This window comes from Kitasatospora sp. NPDC051853 (assembly GCF_044452665.1).
Taxonomy (GTDB): Bacteria; Actinomycetota; Actinomycetes; order Streptomycetales; family Streptomycetaceae; genus Kitasatospora.
Window position 1 is genome coordinate 462,403 of record NZ_JBITBY010000004.1, and the last position, 15,443, is coordinate 477,845.

Sequence of the window (15,443 nt, forward strand, 5' to 3'; positions counted from 1 at the left end):
CCGCCCCCCCCCCCCCCCCCCCCCCGCGCGGCCCGCGCGGCCGGGCCCCCCCCCCCCCCCCCCCCCCCCCCCCCCCGCCCCTGGTGGCGCAGCCAGGTGCGCCACCGGCATCACCTCTTTCCGAGGGCCTTCCGGAGCCTGCCCGGGAGGGCGCCGCCGCGGCGGAGTTCGTTGTAGGCGATCCGGGAGTTGCGGGCGGCGAGGCGGTACTGGACGCCGCGGACACCCCCGGGAAAGCGGTATCCGGCCGGCCGGTGCCGGGCGAAGTGCGCGGCGACGCGGGCGAAGAAGTCGGCCCGGAGCTCGGCGGGGATCAGCCCGGGGGTGTCGTAGATGGTCAGGGCCTGACGGACCGTCCGGTCGAAGACCAGCTGCCGCATCGCGGGCCCGGGGTCGTTGCCCGGCCGGTCCAGCGTCGCGAAGATCGCGTCGTACTGGGCGAACGCGTCGGCGTGCTTGGGGGAGGCCGTCGCGGTGATCGCGCCGGGGCGCCCGCGCCGGTAGTTGTAGCAGGAGCGGTCGAGGTAGCGCAGCCGCCCGGTGAGCAGGGCCGGGTAGGTGACGGAGATGTCCTCGTAGAACCCCCGGCCGAACTCCACCCCCAGCCCGAGCAGGAAGTCCCACCGGAAGACCTTGTTCCAGACCGACATCACGCTCTGGAACAGCGCCGGGTGGTCCACCGCGCGGCAGCCGGTCTCCAACGGGGAGCCGCGCAGCACGTGGCCCCACGGGTTGGGCTCGGTCGCGCCGCCGGGGTAGACGTGGACGAAGTCGGTGAGCAGGACGTCCACGGGGTGCTCGGCGGCGGCCTCCTTGCGCAGCTCCGCGAGCAGCGCGTCGAGCGTGCCCTCGGGCACCCAGTCGTCGCTGTCGACGAACCACACGTACCGCCCGGTGACCTCGGCCATCCCGGCGATCCGGGCTCCGCCCAGGCCCTGGTTCTCCGTCAGGTGCAGCACCTTGAAGCGGGGGTCGCGGGCGGCGTGCGCGTCCAGCAGGGCGCCGCAGCCGTCGGGGGAGAGGTCGTCGACCGCGATGACCTCGACCTCGCCGTCCTGGGGGCCGTCGAGGGAGGCCAGGCACTGGGGGAGGAAGCGCTCCACGCCGTGGACGGGCAGCACGATGCTGAGGAGGGGGCTCACGCTGGTTTCACTCCGTGGGAATGCCGGGCCGAGGGGCGGCTGACCGGGTCTGGCGCCACTTTACTGAACCGCGGGACCGGTCCCGAAAGGGCGACCGCCGGTGCACGCGCCGTGCGAGCGCGGGCACCGGCGGTCCGGTGTTGGCGGTCCGGCCGACCCTCAACGGCCGACCGCCGGTCCCGTCCACCAGGAGCGAGCCGGGCCGCCGCAGCGTCGAGACGGCCGGACAGTGGCTCACCTGGTGTCGGAAGTTCAGTTGTTCAGCTCATGTTCAGCTGTCGAATTCATTCGACGGGAGCTGGCCCGCCTTTCGGCGTCGATAGAGATATTGCTTGTAGGTTTCGGCCGCGTCAATCCCCTGAATGTGTTCACTTCTTGAATCTTGCGTGACTCATTGTCGTGAGCCTGTCGGGCTCCTATATTGACGACAAGTCTCACAAGGGAGGGTGCGATGGTCAGCCCGGTCCTCAAGGCGCTGATGGTGGCGCCGCTGGCGCTCGGTGCCGGGTACCTCTTCCTGCTGCTCACCCTCTTCCCGGGCTCCACCGGCACCCTCTTCGCCTGGCAGATGTCCCCGGTCTCCGCCGCCCTGCTCGGCGCCGGGTACGGCGGCAGCTGCGCCATGTACGTGCTGGCGCTGCGGGCCCACCGCTGGGTGGACATCCGGGTCGCGGTGACCGCCGGGGCGCTCTTCATGCCGCTGGCCGGGCTGGCCACGCTGCTCGGCCGGAGCGAGCTCCAGCTCACCGGCGGGCCGCTCGTCGGGGTGCTGGCCGCCTGGGGCTGGACCGCCGTGCACGCCGGCGCCCCACTGCTCGGCCTGATCGCGCTGACCGCCCAGTGGCTGGCCCGGGAGGAGCGGCCGCCGCGCCCGCCCCGGCTGCCCTGGTGGGTGGCCGGGCCGGTCACCGGGCACGGCCTGGGCCTGACCGTCATCGGTCTGCTGCTCTACGCCGTCCCCGGGCCGGCGGTCCGTCACTGGCCGTGGGCGGCAGGGCAGTTGGAGGTCCGGATGCTCGGTGCCTGGTGCCTGGTCTTCGGGGCCGCGCTGCTGCTCACCTGGGTCGAGGCCGAACTGCGCCGGGTGCGCAACGGGATGGCGGCCCTGCTGGTCACCGGGACGTTCGGCCTGATCGGCCTGGTCCGCGAGGCGGGGCAGGTGAGTTGGGATCAGACCGGCGCCTGGGCCGTGGTGTTGGTGCTCTGCGCCTTCCTGGGGCTCGGTCTCTCCGGGCTGGGGGTCGGCTGGATGCTCGATCCGGCGCTCCCGCAGGCCCCGCCCGCCCCGGTCGATGCGCACTCGTGATCGGTTGTGCCCGGATCTGGTGCGGCGTCAGTTCGCCGCGCACGATACGGTGGCGGATACACCAGGACGGTTGCGCGGACTCCGGCACTCGCGGATAGTCTTCGCCTCACGGCCCTGGCGCCTCGTAGGGGTGGGAAACTGATGGAACACATGCAAGTGCGGCCCCGGCCCCGGGTGCCGGCGATCCAGTGCGGTGTCGGCTCGACCGGCCGCCGCCTCGACCGCCATCTCTCGGTGCTCGGCGCTCCGGCGATCTCTGCGGTGGACACCGCCGAGGCGCTCGGCCTGATAAGGGAGCTGACGCCCCGTGGTGTCACGCCCCCTGCGGCCGTGACGCGCCGGAGCACGCGGGTGTTGCTGCTCGCGCCGCTGCGGCGGCTCAAGCGGAGCCTGTTCGGCAGCAGGGGCTGACCGCCCCGGCCCCGGACGACCCGGCAGACCTGACGGTCCGCCGGGTCCCTTGCATGCCCCGATCCTGGCAGCGTCCCGCAGGGGCGCGAGGAACCGCGCACAGGGGAACGGCAGCACGTGCAACCGGCTGACGCGCCCCGATCCCACGCCGGTCCGCCTTCCGTACCCGCGCAGTTCCCCGCGCCCCCGGTGTGGCCGCGTACGTCCCTCGCCCCCGATGCGAGGATGGGCGTCATGTCCGACAGCTTCTCCACCCTGACCATCGAGCTCACCACCGGCACCGGCGAGGTCGCCCTCGACATCACCGACCGCTGCTCGGCCTTCCTGGAGTCCGTCGCCCCCGGCCGGGACGGCCTGCTCAACGTCTTCGTGCCGCACGCCACCGCCGGGATCGCGGTGATCGAGACCGGGGCCGGCAGCGATGAGGACCTGCTCGCCCTGCTCCGTGACCTGGTGCCCGCGGACGACCGCTGGCGCCACCGCCACGGCAGCCCCGGCCACGGCCGCGACCACGTGCTGCCGGGCCTGGTCGCCCCGCACGCCACCCTGCCGGTGGTGGGCGGACAACTCGCCCTCGGCATCTGGCAGTCCGTGGTCCTGGTCGACACCAACGGCGACAACCCCCGGCGGACCGTCCGGCTCTCCTTCCTGGGCTGAGCGCACAGGGAGCTGACGGAGTCCGGACGGATCGCCGCGCGGGCCGCCGCGGGCGCCGCCGCCGTATCGTGGGCGGCATGAGCGAGGAAGAAGAGGTGGCCCGCGAGGCCGTCGCCCGGTGCGAGGTGCCGCCGCGGGTGGACGCGCTGGCGGCGTTGACCCCGGCCACCGGGGACGGGCCGCGGGCGGACTGCGTCCAGTGCGGCGAACCGACCGAGTACCCCGCCGACCACCCCGGGCTGACGCTGTGTCCGGTCTGTGCCTGGCAGGAGGCCCAGCGGGTGGCCTGCTCGGGCTGAGCCCGGCTCAGTCGAGGGCGGCGCGGAGGCGTTCGAGCTCGTCCGCGCGGCGGTGGTCCTTCGGGCGGCCGATGGCGCGCCGCATCCGGATCAGGTCGTCCGCCGTCACGTAGCGGACGGCGAGGCCGTCCCCGGGGTCGGTGGTGGTCAGGGCGCGGTCGAGGCAGCCGCTGGTGTCGAGGCCGCCCCAGGGGAGGGCCGGGGTGCAGAGGTCGCCGGTCGCGCCGGTGACCCGGTAGGCGGCCTGGGGGTGGGTGAGGTCGGGCAGGTCGGTGCAGCCGGTGGCGGAAAGCGCTTTCCGCAGGGCCCGGGCCTCGTCCGGCGAACCGTCCCAGAGCAGGTCAAGGTCGCCGGTCGGCTCGGCCGAGCCGTGCAGGATCCCGGCCACCTGGCCGACCAGCACCGCGCGCGAGCCCGCGGCGTGCAGGGCACGCAGGAACGGGAACGGGTCGAAGCCGAGCGCCCCGTCGGTGGCGAAGGTGCCTTCGAGGTCGTCGGCCGCCTCGGCTCCCCGGCCGGTGGCGGCCCGGTCCCGGGTCAGTTCCGCGGTGCGGCGGACGGTCTGGTGGAGCCGGGCCAGGGGTGACGTGGTGTCGGTCATCCCGCCATCCCACCATCCGGGAGGGCCGCGGCGCGGGCACTGCGCTGAGGACCCCGGGGCAAGCGCCCCGCGGCAAGCGCTCCGTGGCAAGCGCTTTCCGGAGCCGACGGGGCGTCAGGGGACGCCCGGGAAGCGGCAACGGCGCTCAGCGGCCGCAGGCCTCGGCGATCCTCGGTGCCGCCCGGTGCCGCCCCCGTGCGGTCAGGGGCGCTCGCGGGTGGTGAGGCGCAGGGTGGAGCCGTGGCGGCCCTTCTGGACCAGGAGCTGGGCCGGGATGCGGGAACGCAGGTCGGCCACGTGGCTGACGATGCCGACCGCGCGGTCGCGCTCGCGCAGCCCGTCCAGCACGTCGAGCACCTCCTCCAGGGTCTGCTCGTCCAGGCTGCCGAAGCCCTCGTCGATGAAGAGGGTGTCGAGCGGCATGCCGCCGGACTCGTCGGTGACCACGTCGGCCAGGCCCAGGGCCAGGGCCAGCGAGGCGAAGAAGCTCTCGCCGCCGGAGAGGGTGGAGGTGTCCCGGTCCTGGCCGGTCCAGGCGTCCACCACCCGGAGGGAGAGGCCGGAGCGGCGGTTGCCGGAGGCGCGGCCGTCGCTGTGCACCAGGGTGTAGCGGCCGCCGGACATCCGCAGCAGCCGTCCGCTGGCGGCGGCCGCGACCTGCTCCAGCCGGGCCGCCAGCACGTACGACTCCAGGCGCATCCGGAGCACGTTCTCGGCGGAGGTGCCGGAGGCCAGCTCGGCCAGCCGCTTGATCTGCTCGTAGTGGGCCAGCGACGGGCCCAGCGCCCGGACCAGTTCGGTCAGTCGGCGCCCGAGCCCGGCCAGGTCGGTGACCCGGGTGCGGGCGGAGCTGTCGGCGGTGTCGGCGGCCCGGAGCCGGGTGAGGGCCTGCTGCTCGTCCTCCCCGGCGGCGGCCGGATCGGCCGGTGGCAGGGCCGCGGCGGCCGTCAGCTCCGGCTGGGCGAGCCGGTGCTCGACCAGCTCCCGGTCGGTGCGGGCCCGCTCCACCCGGGTCCGGAGCGCCTCGCGCTCGGCGGCGGGCAGCAGGGCCGCCCCGGCCTCGGCGGGAGAGGCGAACCCGGCGGAACGGCTCGTCGAGGCCAACTCCGCCTCGGCGTCGGAGAGTCGGCCGGCCGCCTCGGACCGGGCGCGGGCAGCGGCCAGGGCGGTGGCCACGGCGTCGGCCAGCGAGGCCAGTGCGGCGGCCCGGGCGGCGACGCTGGGGGCACCCCCCTTGGCGGCGTCGATCCGTTCGGTGAGCCGCTCCCGTTCCTCGGCGAGGGTCTGGAGCCTGGCGGTGAGGGCGGCGGCGCGCACCCTGGCCTGTTCCTGCTCGGCCTGCCGGTCCTGCTGTTGGCGGGTCAACTGATCGGCCTGGCGCTGGAGTTGGCCGAGGGCGTCGGCGACGGTGAGGGTCGCCCGGAGCTCGGCGTCGGCCCGGGTGAGGGCGTCGGCCAGCTGCTCGGCGGAGTCGTCGCCGGCGGTCGCGGCGGCCGCCGCCTCGGCCACCCGCAGGGCGGCCAACTCCTGTGCGGCGGCGTCCCGGCGCCGCTCCGCCTGCTGCTGCTCGGCCTGGGCCCGCTGCTCGTCGGCCTGGCCGACCGGCGCACCGGAGGGCTCCGCCGGGGCGGGGTGCGCGGTCGCACCGCAGACCCGGCAGGGCGCGCCGTCGGTCAGCCCCGCCGCCAGCTCGGCGGCCATCCCGGCGAGGCGGCGCTCCCGCAGGTCGAGGGTGTGCTCCCGGGCCTCGGCGGCCAGCTCGCGCAGGGTGGCCGACTCGCCCTCGGCGGTGGCGATCCGGCCGCGCAGCCGGTCCCGCTCGGCGGCGGCGGTCAGCCGGGTGCGGAGCTCCGCGCGGCGGGCGTCCAGCTGCTCGACCCGGGCCTCGGCGGCCCGGGCGGTGGCCTGCTGCTCCTGGAGCTCCTTGACACGGGTGTCGAAGTCCAGCAGCCAGTCGGCGGCGTTGTCCGCGGCCTCCTCCGCGAGGCCCAGCTGGTGGTTGGTCCGCTCGGCCTCGCGCAGGGCCTCGGGGAGGCGGTGCTCGTCGGCGCGGGCGGCGTCGAGGCGGCCGAGGTCGGCGCGCAGGCCGCGCTCCGCCTCGGCGAGGTGCTCGGCCCCGGCCCGGTGGAGGTCGGTGCCGGTGTCCGGCGCGCCCGGCCCGCCCCGCCCCGCGAGGGCGGTGCGGGCGCGGTGCTCGGCGGCCTCGGCCCCGGCCAGGGCGGCCGTGGCGGCTGTGTGGCGGTGCAGGAAGGGCTCGACGGTGGCGGCCTGCTGGGCGACGGCGAGCCGGTCCGCGTCCCGCTGGTGGGCCTCGGCGTTGCCGGCCAACTCGGCGGCGGCCCGGACGGCTTCGGTGTGGCGCTGCTGACGCTCCGCCAGCTCCCGGGCCGTCCGGAGGCGGTCCCGGGCCAGCTCGTGCGCCCGCTCCGCCGCGGCCAGGGCCAGCGCGGCCACCCCGGCCCGCTCGGCCGCGTCCGCGCGCAGCAGTGCGGCCCAGCCGAGGAAGGCCTCCGGCCCGGCCGAGTCCGGCACCCAGTCGGCCAGCGGTTCGGCGGACGGCCCGGCGGCCTGTTCGGCCCGGGTGGCCAGGGCGTGCAGCTGCCGGCGGTCGGCCCGGACCACCGCCTCCTGACGGGACTTCTGCTCGGCGAGCCAGCGCTCCACCTGCTCGAAGCGCCCGGTGTCGAAGAGCTGGCGGAGCAGCTTGGCCCGCTCGTTGGCGTCGCCCCGCAGGAAACGGGCGAAGTCGCCCTGCGGCAGCAGCACCACCTGGCAGAACTGGTCCCGGCTCATCCCGATCAGCCGGTGGATCTGCTCCCCGGCCTCCTGGTGCGACCTGCTGACGGCCCGCCAGCCCGGCTCGCCCTCCCCGGCGTCCGGCGCCCACTCGCTGAGCAGGGTCTCCGGCTTCTCCGGCGTCATGCCGGTGCCGCGCTTCTTCGGCCGCAGCTGCTCGGGGCGCCGCAGCACCTTCAACCGCTGGCCGCCCAGGGTGAGTTCGAGCTCGACCTCGGTGAGCAGGCCGGGTTCGGCGTGGTCGCTGCGCAGCGGGTTGCCCTTGCGGGCGCCGGGCACCTCGCCGTAGAGCGCGAAGCAGACCGCGTCCAGCACGCTGCTCTTGCCCGCCCCGGTGGCGCCGCGCAGCAGGAACAGCCCGGCGGAGCCCAGGTCGTCGAAGTCCACCTGCTCCGTCCCGGCGAACGGGCCGAACGCGGTGATCCGCAGCCGGTGCAGCCTCATCGGGGCAACTCCTGCTTCTGCTGGTCGAGTCGGCGCACGTCCTCGAAGGCCTGGCGCAGCCAATCGCGCTCGGCCGGGTCGGCCTCGGTGCCGGGACGGACGTGCCGGACGAAGCCCTCGGCCACCTCCAGGTCGGTCCGGCCGCTGACCCGGGAGGCGTAGGACTCGGGCTGCTCGCCATCGACCGGCTCGGGGTCGAAGAGCAGTTGGAGGGTGTGCGGGAAGCGGGTGCGCAGCTGCTCCATCGGCTTCGCCGGGCGGGCCGGATCGGTCAGGGTGGCCTGCACCCAGGAGCCGGTGTGCTTCCCGTACTTCTCGTCCTCGAGCAACTCGTCCAGCCTGCCGCGCAGTTGGGCCAGCGGCCGGGGCACGGGGGTGTACACCCGCTCGGCCTCCACCGAACCGTCGGCGGCCAGGTCGACCAGCCACATGCTCTTGCGGTGGGTGGTCTCGGAGAACGAGTAGGCCAGCGGGGAGCCGCTGTAGCGCAGGTGCGGGGCGATGGTCTGGCAGCCGTGCAGGTGGCCGAGGGCCACGTAGTGCGCCCCGTCGAAGACCGCCGAGGGCACCGCCGCGATGCCGCCCACGGTGATGTCCCGCTCGCTGTCGCTGACCTCGCCGCCCGCCACGAAGGCGTGCGCCAGCACCACGGCCCGGGTCCCCTCCGGCCGCCCGGCCAGATCCTCCCGGACCCGCTCCATCGCGGCCGCCAGCACCTGCTCGTGCCCGCCCTTGGCCAGCCCGAACCGCTCCCTGGTCAGCACCGGCTCCAGGTACGGCAGTCCGTAGACCGCCACCGGCCCGTGCCCGTCCTCCAGCACCACCGGTTCGGCCACCCCGCCCGGGTCGGTCCGCAGGTGGATCCCGGCCCGGTCGATCAGCCCCGAGGCCACGCCGAGCCGCCGGGCCGAGTCGTGGTTCCCGCTGATGAAGACCGTCGGCACGCCCAGCTCCGCGAGCCGGTGCAGCACCTCGTCGAACAGTTCCACCGCGTCCAGCCCCGGCAGTGCCCGGTCGTACACGTCCCCGGCGACCAGCACCGCCTCGACCCCGCGCTCCTCCACCACCCGCACCAGGTGCTCCAGGAACCCCCGCTGCGCGGCGATCAGGTTCTCCCGGTGGAACGACCTCCCCAGGTGCCAGTCCGAGGTGTGCAGCAGTCGCACGTACCCAACCCCCACACGTCTCGCACCCACCAGGACCGCCCCGAGTATCCCAGCTCCCCCCGACAACCCGGGAATCGGCCGTTCGCCCCGGTCGCGGACCGGCCCCGGCTCAGCCGCGCCGCCAGGGCCGCTTCGGCTGCGGGGCGGGCGGCGTCTCCTCGGAGTGCACCAGTTCGGCCACGCTGACGTGCAGTTGGCTGCCGTGGCTCCAGGTCCGGGAGCCGTCCCGCACCTCCCGGGTCAGCTCCACCAGCCAGCTGGTCTCGGACCTGCGGAAGACCAGTCGGCCGTACTCCTCCCGCGGGCCGATCGTCCGGCAGAGCTCCTCGGCCCGGGCGACGGCCGCGTCCCGGCCGCCGTCGACGGCGACCTTCTGGGAGAGGACCCAGGTGTTGTCGCCCCCGAGGGAGTCGTTCCGTTCGACCAGCACGTACCAGCTCATGACGCCGTCTCCCCCGTGATCCGTCCGACCCGGCGGAATCTACCGGGGCCGCGGCCCCTCGGTCCGGGCGGCCCGGACATTGCTGTGCGTGTTCTGTCAGTGACCGTGTGTACGTTTCGGGTCGTCGGCACCCCGGGGTTTCCGGGGGTCGTGGTTCGAGCTCGGAGGGGATCCGGATGGCCGGGAAGTACGGTGCGCGGCGGCGGGTGGCGGGGCGTCGGCGGTGCGGGGAGGTGCGGCAGACGGTGGCGTTGGCGGTGGCCACGGACGCGGCGGCGTACGCGCGGCTGCGGCGGTGCGGGCTGTTCGAGGGGGTGGACTTCGGGGCGTACCTGCGGTGCACGGAAGGGCGGTTGCGGGCGCTGCGGGGGACGGGGGTGGACGTGCACCTGCGGGTGCTGGAGCCGGTGGACTTCGAGGACTTCTGCGCGGAGCACCTGCTGGACCCGGCGGACCCGGTGGCGGAGGTGGCGTACGCGGCCGATCCGGAGCTGGCCGGCGAGCCGTTCGCCTACGCGGGGGAGGGGCTGGCGGAGCTGCTGCCGGTGCTGACGGAGGATCACCGGGCGCGGGTGCGGATCTCGATCGGGTGCGCCGCGCTGCTGGCGGCGGTGGGGTGGGAGTCGAGCCCGCAGGAGCGGGTGGCGGCGGTGCTGGGGTACGTGTCGGAGGTGGTGATGGCGCTGGCCGAGGGGGCGGGGGACGGGCGGCACCGGCTGACGCTCCGTTCGCTGGGGCTGCTGGACGGCGAGGAGCTGACGGCGGTGGCCGGGCTGGCGGTGCGGGACGGCCGGCCGGACGGGGTGGGGCGGGAGGCGGAGGCGTTCTGCGTGACGCTGGCGGCGGCCGTGGCGGGGTGCGGCTCGGGGGAGCTGATGCTGTACCGGGCGGACGGCGCGGTGCACGGGTGGGTGCTGGTGGACGGGTGGCTGAGGCCGATGACGGCGGCGGAGACCGGGGCGGTGCTGGAGCTGCGGGCGGCCGGGGCCGGGGTGCTGGGGCCGGAGTTGCCGGCGGGGGAGGGGGAGGGGACGGGCCGCCCCGGCTTCCCGCTGCCGATGCCGTGAGCGCACCGGGGGTGGCCGGGAGCTGAACGGGGGGCGGACTGCCGTGCCCCGGGCGGCGGCCAGGACTGTTCATCGACCGAATGTTCGGGGAAGATCAACAGTCGGAGGCACCGACTCCGAATCGCCGCCGCACCCGAGACCGAGGCAGGAGGACGCATGGGCCGCATCGAGTACAGCGCGGAGATCGCCGAGCTGCTCGGCCGCGTCCGCCGCCGCCCGACGGCCGGGTGGCCCTGGCGGCCGGGCGAGCCGGTGCCGGAGGGGCTGCCGGTGAAGCAGTCCTGGGGCTGGCTGTTCGTGCCGGACGGCCGGGTGCTGACGCTGGTGAACCCCCGGGACGGCGTGGTCAGCCTGCCGGGCGGTTCGCTGGAGCCGGAGGACGCGGGGGACCCGGCGCTGGCACTGGCCCGGGAGGCGGGCGAGGAGGCGCAGGCCGTGATCGGCGCCGCGCACTACCTCGGGTACCTCTACGACCGGGTCGGCTCGGCCAACGGCGGCCACGAGTGCGCCCGGGTCCGGATGGCGGCCCCGCTGAACGCCGTCGGCCCGACCGCGCCGGACCCGGCCTCGGGCCGGCACTACCGCCGCCTGCTGGTGGCCCCGGGGCTGGCGGTGGAGCTGCTGGGCTGGGGCGAGCCGGGTCTGCGGCAGGCCCGCGCGGCGGTGGAGGTGGCCGTCCGGCTGCTGGGCATACCCGCGGCCGCCAACGAGACCATCGAGGAGCTCCCGCCGTCCGGTGCGGTCCTGGGCTGACGCCGCGGCACCCCGCCGGAAGCCGGTCGGAGGTGAGCGGGAACTGACACCGCGTCGGGCTGACGGTGTCACACGGGCTAATCCTCGCAACAACTTTGGCATGGCCACTATCCGGCGTAGCTACTCCCTGGTATCAAAATTGCGACCCGCGTCACGTGACCTGCGTCACTCCCAGTGGAGGTGCCCGTGCGTCCAGTCCGTGCTGTCTCCGTCGCCTTCTCGGCGATGCTGCTCACCCTGACCACCCTCGTCGCCGCTCCCGCGGCCCACGCCGCCGGGGCCCGCTACGTCGCCCTCGGCGACTCCTACTCCTCCGGAGTGGGGGCGGGCAGCTACACCAGTGAGAGCGGTGGCTGCAAGCGGAGCACCAACGCGTACCCGTACCTGTGGAAGAACGCCAACGCGCCCGCCTCGTTCTCCTTCCTGGCCTGTTCGGGAGCGAGAACCGGTGACGTGCTGGCCAACCAGCTCGGCACCCTCAACTCGACCACCACGCTGGTGTCGATCACCATCGGCGGCAACGACGCCGGCTTCGCCAGCACCATGCAGACCTGCGTGCTCAACTCCGAGAGCGCCTGCCTGACGGCGGTCAACGACGCGAAGGCGTACGCCACCAACGTCCTGCCCGCCAAGCTCGACCAGGTGTACTCGCAGATCCGCAGCAAGGCGCCCAGTGCCAAGGTGGTGGTCATCGGCTACCCGCGCCTCTACAAGGTCGGCGGGGACTGCATCTTCGGCATCGGCGACACCAAGCGGACCGCCATCAACAGCGCGGCGGACCTGCTGGACGACGTGATCTCCAAGCGGGCGGCCAACGCGGGCTTCACCTACCGGGACGTCCGGGGCCTGTTCACCACCCACGAGATCTGCGGCTCCGGCACCACCTGGCTGAACTCCACCGTGCTGCCGGTGGACGAGAGCTACCACCCGAAGGCGTCCGGCCAGTCCGGCGGCTACCTGCCGGCCTTCTCCGGCGGCGTGTGAGCCGTCCGGTAGACGGCGCGAGCCCGTACTCCCTGCCCCGTGACGCGGGCGGCGGGGGGTGCGGGCTCTGCGGTGTGAGGGGCCGTCAGGGCAGGTACGAGCGCAGGCCGCCCACGGTCAGGCCGGCGGCGGTGACGTCGGCCAGGGCGCGCTGGAGGTCGGTGGCCAGCGTGTCGGAGAAGTGGAAGATCACCACGTCGCCGGCCTGGAGGCCGCCGCGGTAGCTGGTGGAGGCGCCCCAGCTGTAGTCCGCGGTGGCGGTCATCACGGTGCGCAGGCCGCAGTTGGCGGCGGCCTGGAGGGTGTCGGCGTTGAAGGCGAAGTACGGCGGGCGGAAGACCTTGGGGACGGTGCCGTACCGCTGGGCGACGGAGTCCCGGGCCGTGCAGATCTCGGCCTGCTGGTCGGCGAGCGGCAGGGTGGTGAGGTCGCGGTGGGAGACGCTGTGCACCTCCACCGAGCCGCCGGTGCCGGCCGAGGTGACCCGCTTGAAGAAGTCCGGCTCGAAGCCGACCGGCATCGGCAGCGGGAAGGCGGTCACCGGCAGCTTGTTGGCCTCGACGACGTTCAGCACCTCGGGCGTGCGCTGCCAGCCGTCGTCCACGGTGAAGAAGACCTTCTTGTCCTGGACGGCGGCCGGGTAGGGCACGTTCCAGGTGGCCCAGGCCGGGTCGACGGCCGGGCCGCTGAGCTCCACGTCGTCGGCGGAGAAGGCGCCCTGCTCGTACCAGCCGTGCAGGTAGAGGCGGACGGTGGAGGCGTCGGGGCCGGTGGTGAAGCGGGTGGTGAGCTTCTGCCAGCCGCCGTTGGTGGTCTCGGTCCAGGACGGGGCGACGTCGTTGCCGGTGCCGGTGGCGCCGAGGAAGACGTAACTGCCGCGCACCCAGGCCGAGTAGGTGTAGGTGGAGTTCGGGCGGACGGCGACGGTCTGGGCGCACTCGCCGTTGCTGTGGTCGTTCGCCGGGGTCACGGTGAGGGCGGCGGCGCCGGTGCGGGCGGTGTCGCGGATGAACGCCTCGCCCGGGACGCACTGCCAGCCCGGGATCGTCCCCCAGTCGGCCAGCGGCAGCGAGGTGATCTCGAAGCCCGGGTTGGTGGCCAGGTTGACGGCCGGGGCGGCCTCGGCGTGCGCGGCGGTGGGCCCGGCGGCGCCGAGCACCGTGAGGGCGCCGACGGTGGCGCAGGCGATCCGGCGCAGAGAGGTGTGCACGGGTGAACTCCTGTGTGGGGGACGGACGCTGCACTCCCCGGAGGGGCGGGGAAGGGGACGGCCCGCCGCACATCCGGGCCGGGCCTGGGTACCGGCCGGGCCCCAACATTGGACTGGACCAGACGGCCCGTCAAGGGCCCGGCCCCACCTTGCCCCGGCTTGCCCGATCATGCCCCCGACATCCCGTCACCACGGTTCGTCCACCTCCGGGGAACGGAACGGACGCACGTCTCAACGGAACGGACACACGCCTCAGCCGGTGTACAACTCCTCGACGTCGTCCGCCCAGTGGGCCAGGATGGCCGAGCGGCGCAGCTTCAGCGAGGGCGTGAGCAGGCCCTCCGCCACGGTGAACTCCCGCGGCAGCAGCCGGAAGGCGCGGATCGACTCGGCCCGGGAGACGGTCGAGTTGGCGGCGGCGATGCCGCGCTGCACCTCGGCGTGCAGCGCCTCGTCCGCCAGCACCGCCCAAGGGTCCAGTTGCGCCCGGCCGTTGGCCTTCAGCCAGTGCGCCAGGGCCAGCGGGTCGAGGGTCACCAGGGCGGCCACGTAGGGGCGGTTGTCGCCGACCACCAGGCACTGGGAGATCAGCGGGTGGGCCCGGACGCGCTCCTCCAGCAGGCCGGGTGCCAGGTTCTTGCCGCTGCTGGTGACGATCAGCTCCTTCTTCCGGCCGGTGATGGTCAGGTACCCGTCGCGGTCCAGCGAGCCCAGGTCCCCGGTGGCGAACCAGCCGCCGTGGACGGCCGGTTCGGCGTGGTTGAGGTAGCCGGCGAAGACCGTGGGGCCGGCCACCCAGACCTCGCCGTCCGGGCCGATCGCCACCTCCGCGCCGGGCAGCGGGCGGCCGACCGTGCCGGCCTTGGTGCGGCCGGGCGGGTTGGCGGTGACGGCGGCGCCGGTCTCGGTCAGGCCGTAGCCCTCGTAGACGGTCATCCCGGCGCCGGTGAAGAACAGGCCCAGCTCGCGGCCGAGGTGGGAGCCCCCGCACATCAGCGCCCGGGCCCGCCCGCCGAAGACCGCCCGCAGCCGTTGGTACACCAGCCGGTCGTACCCGGCGTGCCGCAGCCGCAGCGCGGCGCCGGGGCCCGGGCCGGTGGAGAAGGCGCGCTGCTCCCGGGCGGCCGCCCACTCCACCGCCACCTGCCGCGCCTGCTCGAAGAGTTCGCCCCGCCCGGCCTCCTCGGCGGCCTGCCGGGCCCGCTGCGCCACCTTCTCCAGCACGTACGGCACCAGGTGCAGGAAGGTGGGGCGGAAGGAGGCCAGCGCGGGCAGCAGCGAGTCGGTGGTCAGCTCGGCGTGGTGGCCCAGCCGGATGCCGCCGCGCACCGCCGCGATCTGCACCACCCGGCCGTAGACGTGCGCCATCGGCAGCATCAGCAGGGTGGCGGGCTGGCCGCCGCCCTCGGACAGCACCGGGGCCCAGCCGGTCAGCAGGGCGTCCGCCTCGGCCGCCAGGTTCCCGTGGGTCAGCATGCAGCCCTTGGGGCGGCCGGTGGTGCCGGAGGTGTAGATGACGGTGGCCACCGAGTCCGGGGTGACGCCGAGCCGCTGACGGTGCACCAGGGAGTCGGGCAGCCCGCGGCCGTCCCGGGAGAGCTCGGCCACGCAGTCCTGGTCCAGCTGCCAGATCGCGGTCAGCCCGGGCAGCGCGTCGCAGACCGCGCCGACCGTCATGGCGTGGTCCTCGTGCTCCACCACGCAGGCCACCGCCTGGGTCTCGGCCAGGATCCAGCGCACCTGCTCGGGGGCCGAGGTCGGGTAGACCGGCACCGGGACGGCGCCGATGGACCAGAGCGCGTAGTCGAAGAGGGTCCACTCGTACCGGGTGCCGGACATCACCGCGACCCGGTCGCCGTACCGCACCCCGTGGCCGAGCAGGCCCTTGGCCAGGGCCAGCACCTCGTCGCGGAAGCGCAGCGCGGAGAGCGGACGCCAGCCGTCCGGCCCGGGCCTGGCCAGCTGCACCAGCTCGGGCGTCCGGTCGGCGGTGTCGTACAGCGAGTCGGCCAGCCCGCCGACCGCCGGGGGAGGGGCCGCCGGTCCGCTGAACTGCCGCAAGGCCACCCCCGTCCGCCCCGGCCCGTGGGCCGGGCCCGCCGCCCCGGCGCGGCATGCGGCGAAGCTACCGGATCGTCGCGGCCCTGCCCAGAGCTGTCGCACCG

The 15,443-nt window shown here is 74.9% G+C and carries 14 protein-coding genes; 7 read left to right on the top strand and 7 right to left on the bottom strand.

Going from position 1 to position 15,443, the window contains the following annotated elements:
- Positions 1-110: 110 nt before the first annotated feature.
- Positions 111-1,142 (bottom strand): glycosyltransferase family 2 protein, encoded by a 1,032-nt coding sequence (locus tag ACIA8O_RS14425; RefSeq protein ID WP_396294028.1) that lies wholly within the window; start codon positions 1,140-1,142, stop codon positions 111-113.
- A gap of 451 nt (positions 1,143-1,593) precedes the next feature.
- On the opposite strand from ACIA8O_RS14425, the gene ACIA8O_RS14430 reads away from it, so the two are divergent.
- The 4 genes from ACIA8O_RS14430 to ACIA8O_RS14445 all read left to right on the top strand — a co-directional run bounded on the left by ACIA8O_RS14430 (position 1,594) and on the right by ACIA8O_RS14445 (position 3,815).
- Positions 1,594-2,448, top strand: a complete 855-nt coding sequence (locus tag ACIA8O_RS14430) for a hypothetical protein (RefSeq protein ID WP_396294029.1) — start codon at positions 1,594-1,596, stop codon at positions 2,446-2,448.
- A 141-nt stretch (positions 2,449-2,589) separates the two neighbouring features.
- Positions 2,590-2,859: a hypothetical protein gene (locus ACIA8O_RS14435; RefSeq protein WP_396294030.1), complete on the top strand. Its 270-nt coding sequence runs from the start codon at positions 2,590-2,592 to the stop codon at positions 2,857-2,859.
- A gap of 234 nt (positions 2,860-3,093) precedes the next feature.
- A complete protein-coding gene (locus tag ACIA8O_RS14440) occupies positions 3,094-3,516 on the top strand; it encodes a YjbQ family protein (RefSeq protein ID WP_396294031.1) in 423 nt (140 codons plus the stop codon).
- Between the two features lie 77 nt (positions 3,517-3,593).
- Complete coding sequence (locus ACIA8O_RS14445) at positions 3,594-3,815, top strand: hypothetical protein (RefSeq protein WP_396294032.1); 222 nt, start codon at positions 3,594-3,596, stop codon at positions 3,813-3,815.
- Positions 3,816-3,822: 7 nt separating this feature from the next.
- Here the strand turns inward: ACIA8O_RS14445 and ACIA8O_RS14450 are convergent, their stop codons facing one another.
- From ACIA8O_RS14450 to ACIA8O_RS14465, 4 genes are all read right to left on the bottom strand, one after another.
- The gene (locus ACIA8O_RS14450; protein ID WP_396294033.1) at positions 3,823-4,416 is read right to left on the bottom strand and encodes a hypothetical protein; all 594 of its coding nucleotides are present in this window, start codon (positions 4,414-4,416) and stop codon (positions 3,823-3,825) included.
- Positions 4,417-4,617: 201 nt separating this feature from the next.
- Entirely contained in the window at positions 4,618-7,656 is a 3,039-nt protein-coding gene (locus tag ACIA8O_RS14455) for an AAA family ATPase (RefSeq protein ID WP_396294034.1), read from the bottom strand.
- Entirely contained in the window at positions 7,653-8,822 is a 1,170-nt protein-coding gene (locus tag ACIA8O_RS14460; protein ID WP_396294035.1) for an exonuclease SbcCD subunit D, read from the bottom strand. Before ACIA8O_RS14460 ends, ACIA8O_RS14455 begins: the two co-directional genes overlap by 4 nt.
- A 109-nt stretch (positions 8,823-8,931) precedes the next feature.
- Positions 8,932-9,264 carry a hypothetical protein gene (locus ACIA8O_RS14465; RefSeq protein WP_396294037.1) on the bottom strand — a complete coding sequence of 111 codons (333 nt, stop codon included), beginning with the start codon at positions 9,262-9,264 and terminating at the stop codon, positions 8,932-8,934.
- Between the two features lie 176 nt (positions 9,265-9,440).
- Here ACIA8O_RS14465 and ACIA8O_RS14470 point away from each other — a divergent pair, with 176 nt between their 5' ends.
- From ACIA8O_RS14470 to ACIA8O_RS14480, 3 genes are all read left to right on the top strand, one after another.
- A complete protein-coding gene (locus ACIA8O_RS14470) occupies positions 9,441-10,331 on the top strand; it encodes a hypothetical protein (RefSeq protein ID WP_396294038.1) in 891 nt (296 codons plus the stop codon).
- A gap of 156 nt (positions 10,332-10,487) precedes the next feature.
- The gene (locus tag ACIA8O_RS14475) at positions 10,488-11,084 is read left to right on the top strand and encodes a hypothetical protein (RefSeq protein ID WP_396294040.1); all 597 of its coding nucleotides are present in this window, start codon (positions 10,488-10,490) and stop codon (positions 11,082-11,084) included.
- 225 nt (positions 11,085-11,309) lie between these two features.
- A complete protein-coding gene (locus ACIA8O_RS14480; RefSeq protein WP_396294260.1) occupies positions 11,310-12,068 on the top strand; it encodes an SGNH/GDSL hydrolase family protein in 759 nt (252 codons plus the stop codon).
- A gap of 85 nt (positions 12,069-12,153) precedes the next feature.
- On the opposite strand, the gene ACIA8O_RS14485 is transcribed toward ACIA8O_RS14480, so the two are convergent.
- Positions 12,154-13,278 carry a polysaccharide deacetylase family protein gene (locus ACIA8O_RS14485; protein ID WP_396294041.1) on the bottom strand — a complete coding sequence of 375 codons (1,125 nt, stop codon included), beginning with the start codon at positions 13,276-13,278 and terminating at the stop codon, positions 12,154-12,156.
- A 252-nt stretch (positions 13,279-13,530) separates the two neighbouring features.
- Positions 13,531-15,339, bottom strand: a complete 1,809-nt coding sequence (locus ACIA8O_RS14490) for an AMP-dependent synthetase/ligase (protein ID WP_396294043.1) — start codon at positions 15,337-15,339, stop codon at positions 13,531-13,533.
- Positions 15,340-15,443: the final 104 nt, after the last annotated feature.

Bases quoted from the DNA above. Each gene is read 5' to 3' on its own strand.
- ACIA8O_RS14465 (WP_396294037.1), bottom strand. From the start codon at position 9,264: ATGAGCTGGTACGTGCTGGTCGAACGGAACGACTCCCTCGGGGGCGAC.
- ACIA8O_RS14470 (WP_396294038.1), top strand. From the start codon at position 9,441: ATGGCCGGGAAGTACGGTGCGCGGCGGCGGGTGGCGGGGCGTCGGCGG.
- ACIA8O_RS14445 (WP_396294032.1), top strand. From the start codon at position 3,594: ATGAGCGAGGAAGAAGAGGTGGCCCGCGAGGCCGTCGCCCGGTGCGAG.
- ACIA8O_RS14475 (WP_396294040.1), top strand. From the start codon at position 10,488: ATGGGCCGCATCGAGTACAGCGCGGAGATCGCCGAGCTGCTCGGCCGC.
- ACIA8O_RS14435 (WP_396294030.1), top strand. From the start codon at position 2,590: ATGGAACACATGCAAGTGCGGCCCCGGCCCCGGGTGCCGGCGATCCAG.
- ACIA8O_RS14450 (WP_396294033.1), bottom strand. From the start codon at position 4,416: ATGACCGACACCACGTCACCCCTGGCCCGGCTCCACCAGACCGTCCGC.
- ACIA8O_RS14440 (WP_396294031.1), top strand. From the start codon at position 3,094: ATGTCCGACAGCTTCTCCACCCTGACCATCGAGCTCACCACCGGCACC.
- ACIA8O_RS14455 (WP_396294034.1), bottom strand. From the start codon at position 7,656: ATGAGGCTGCACCGGCTGCGGATCACCGCGTTCGGCCCGTTCGCCGGG.
- ACIA8O_RS14430 (WP_396294029.1), top strand. From the start codon at position 1,594: ATGGTCAGCCCGGTCCTCAAGGCGCTGATGGTGGCGCCGCTGGCGCTC.
- ACIA8O_RS14480 (WP_396294260.1), top strand. From the start codon at position 11,310: ATGCTGCTCACCCTGACCACCCTCGTCGCCGCTCCCGCGGCCCACGCC.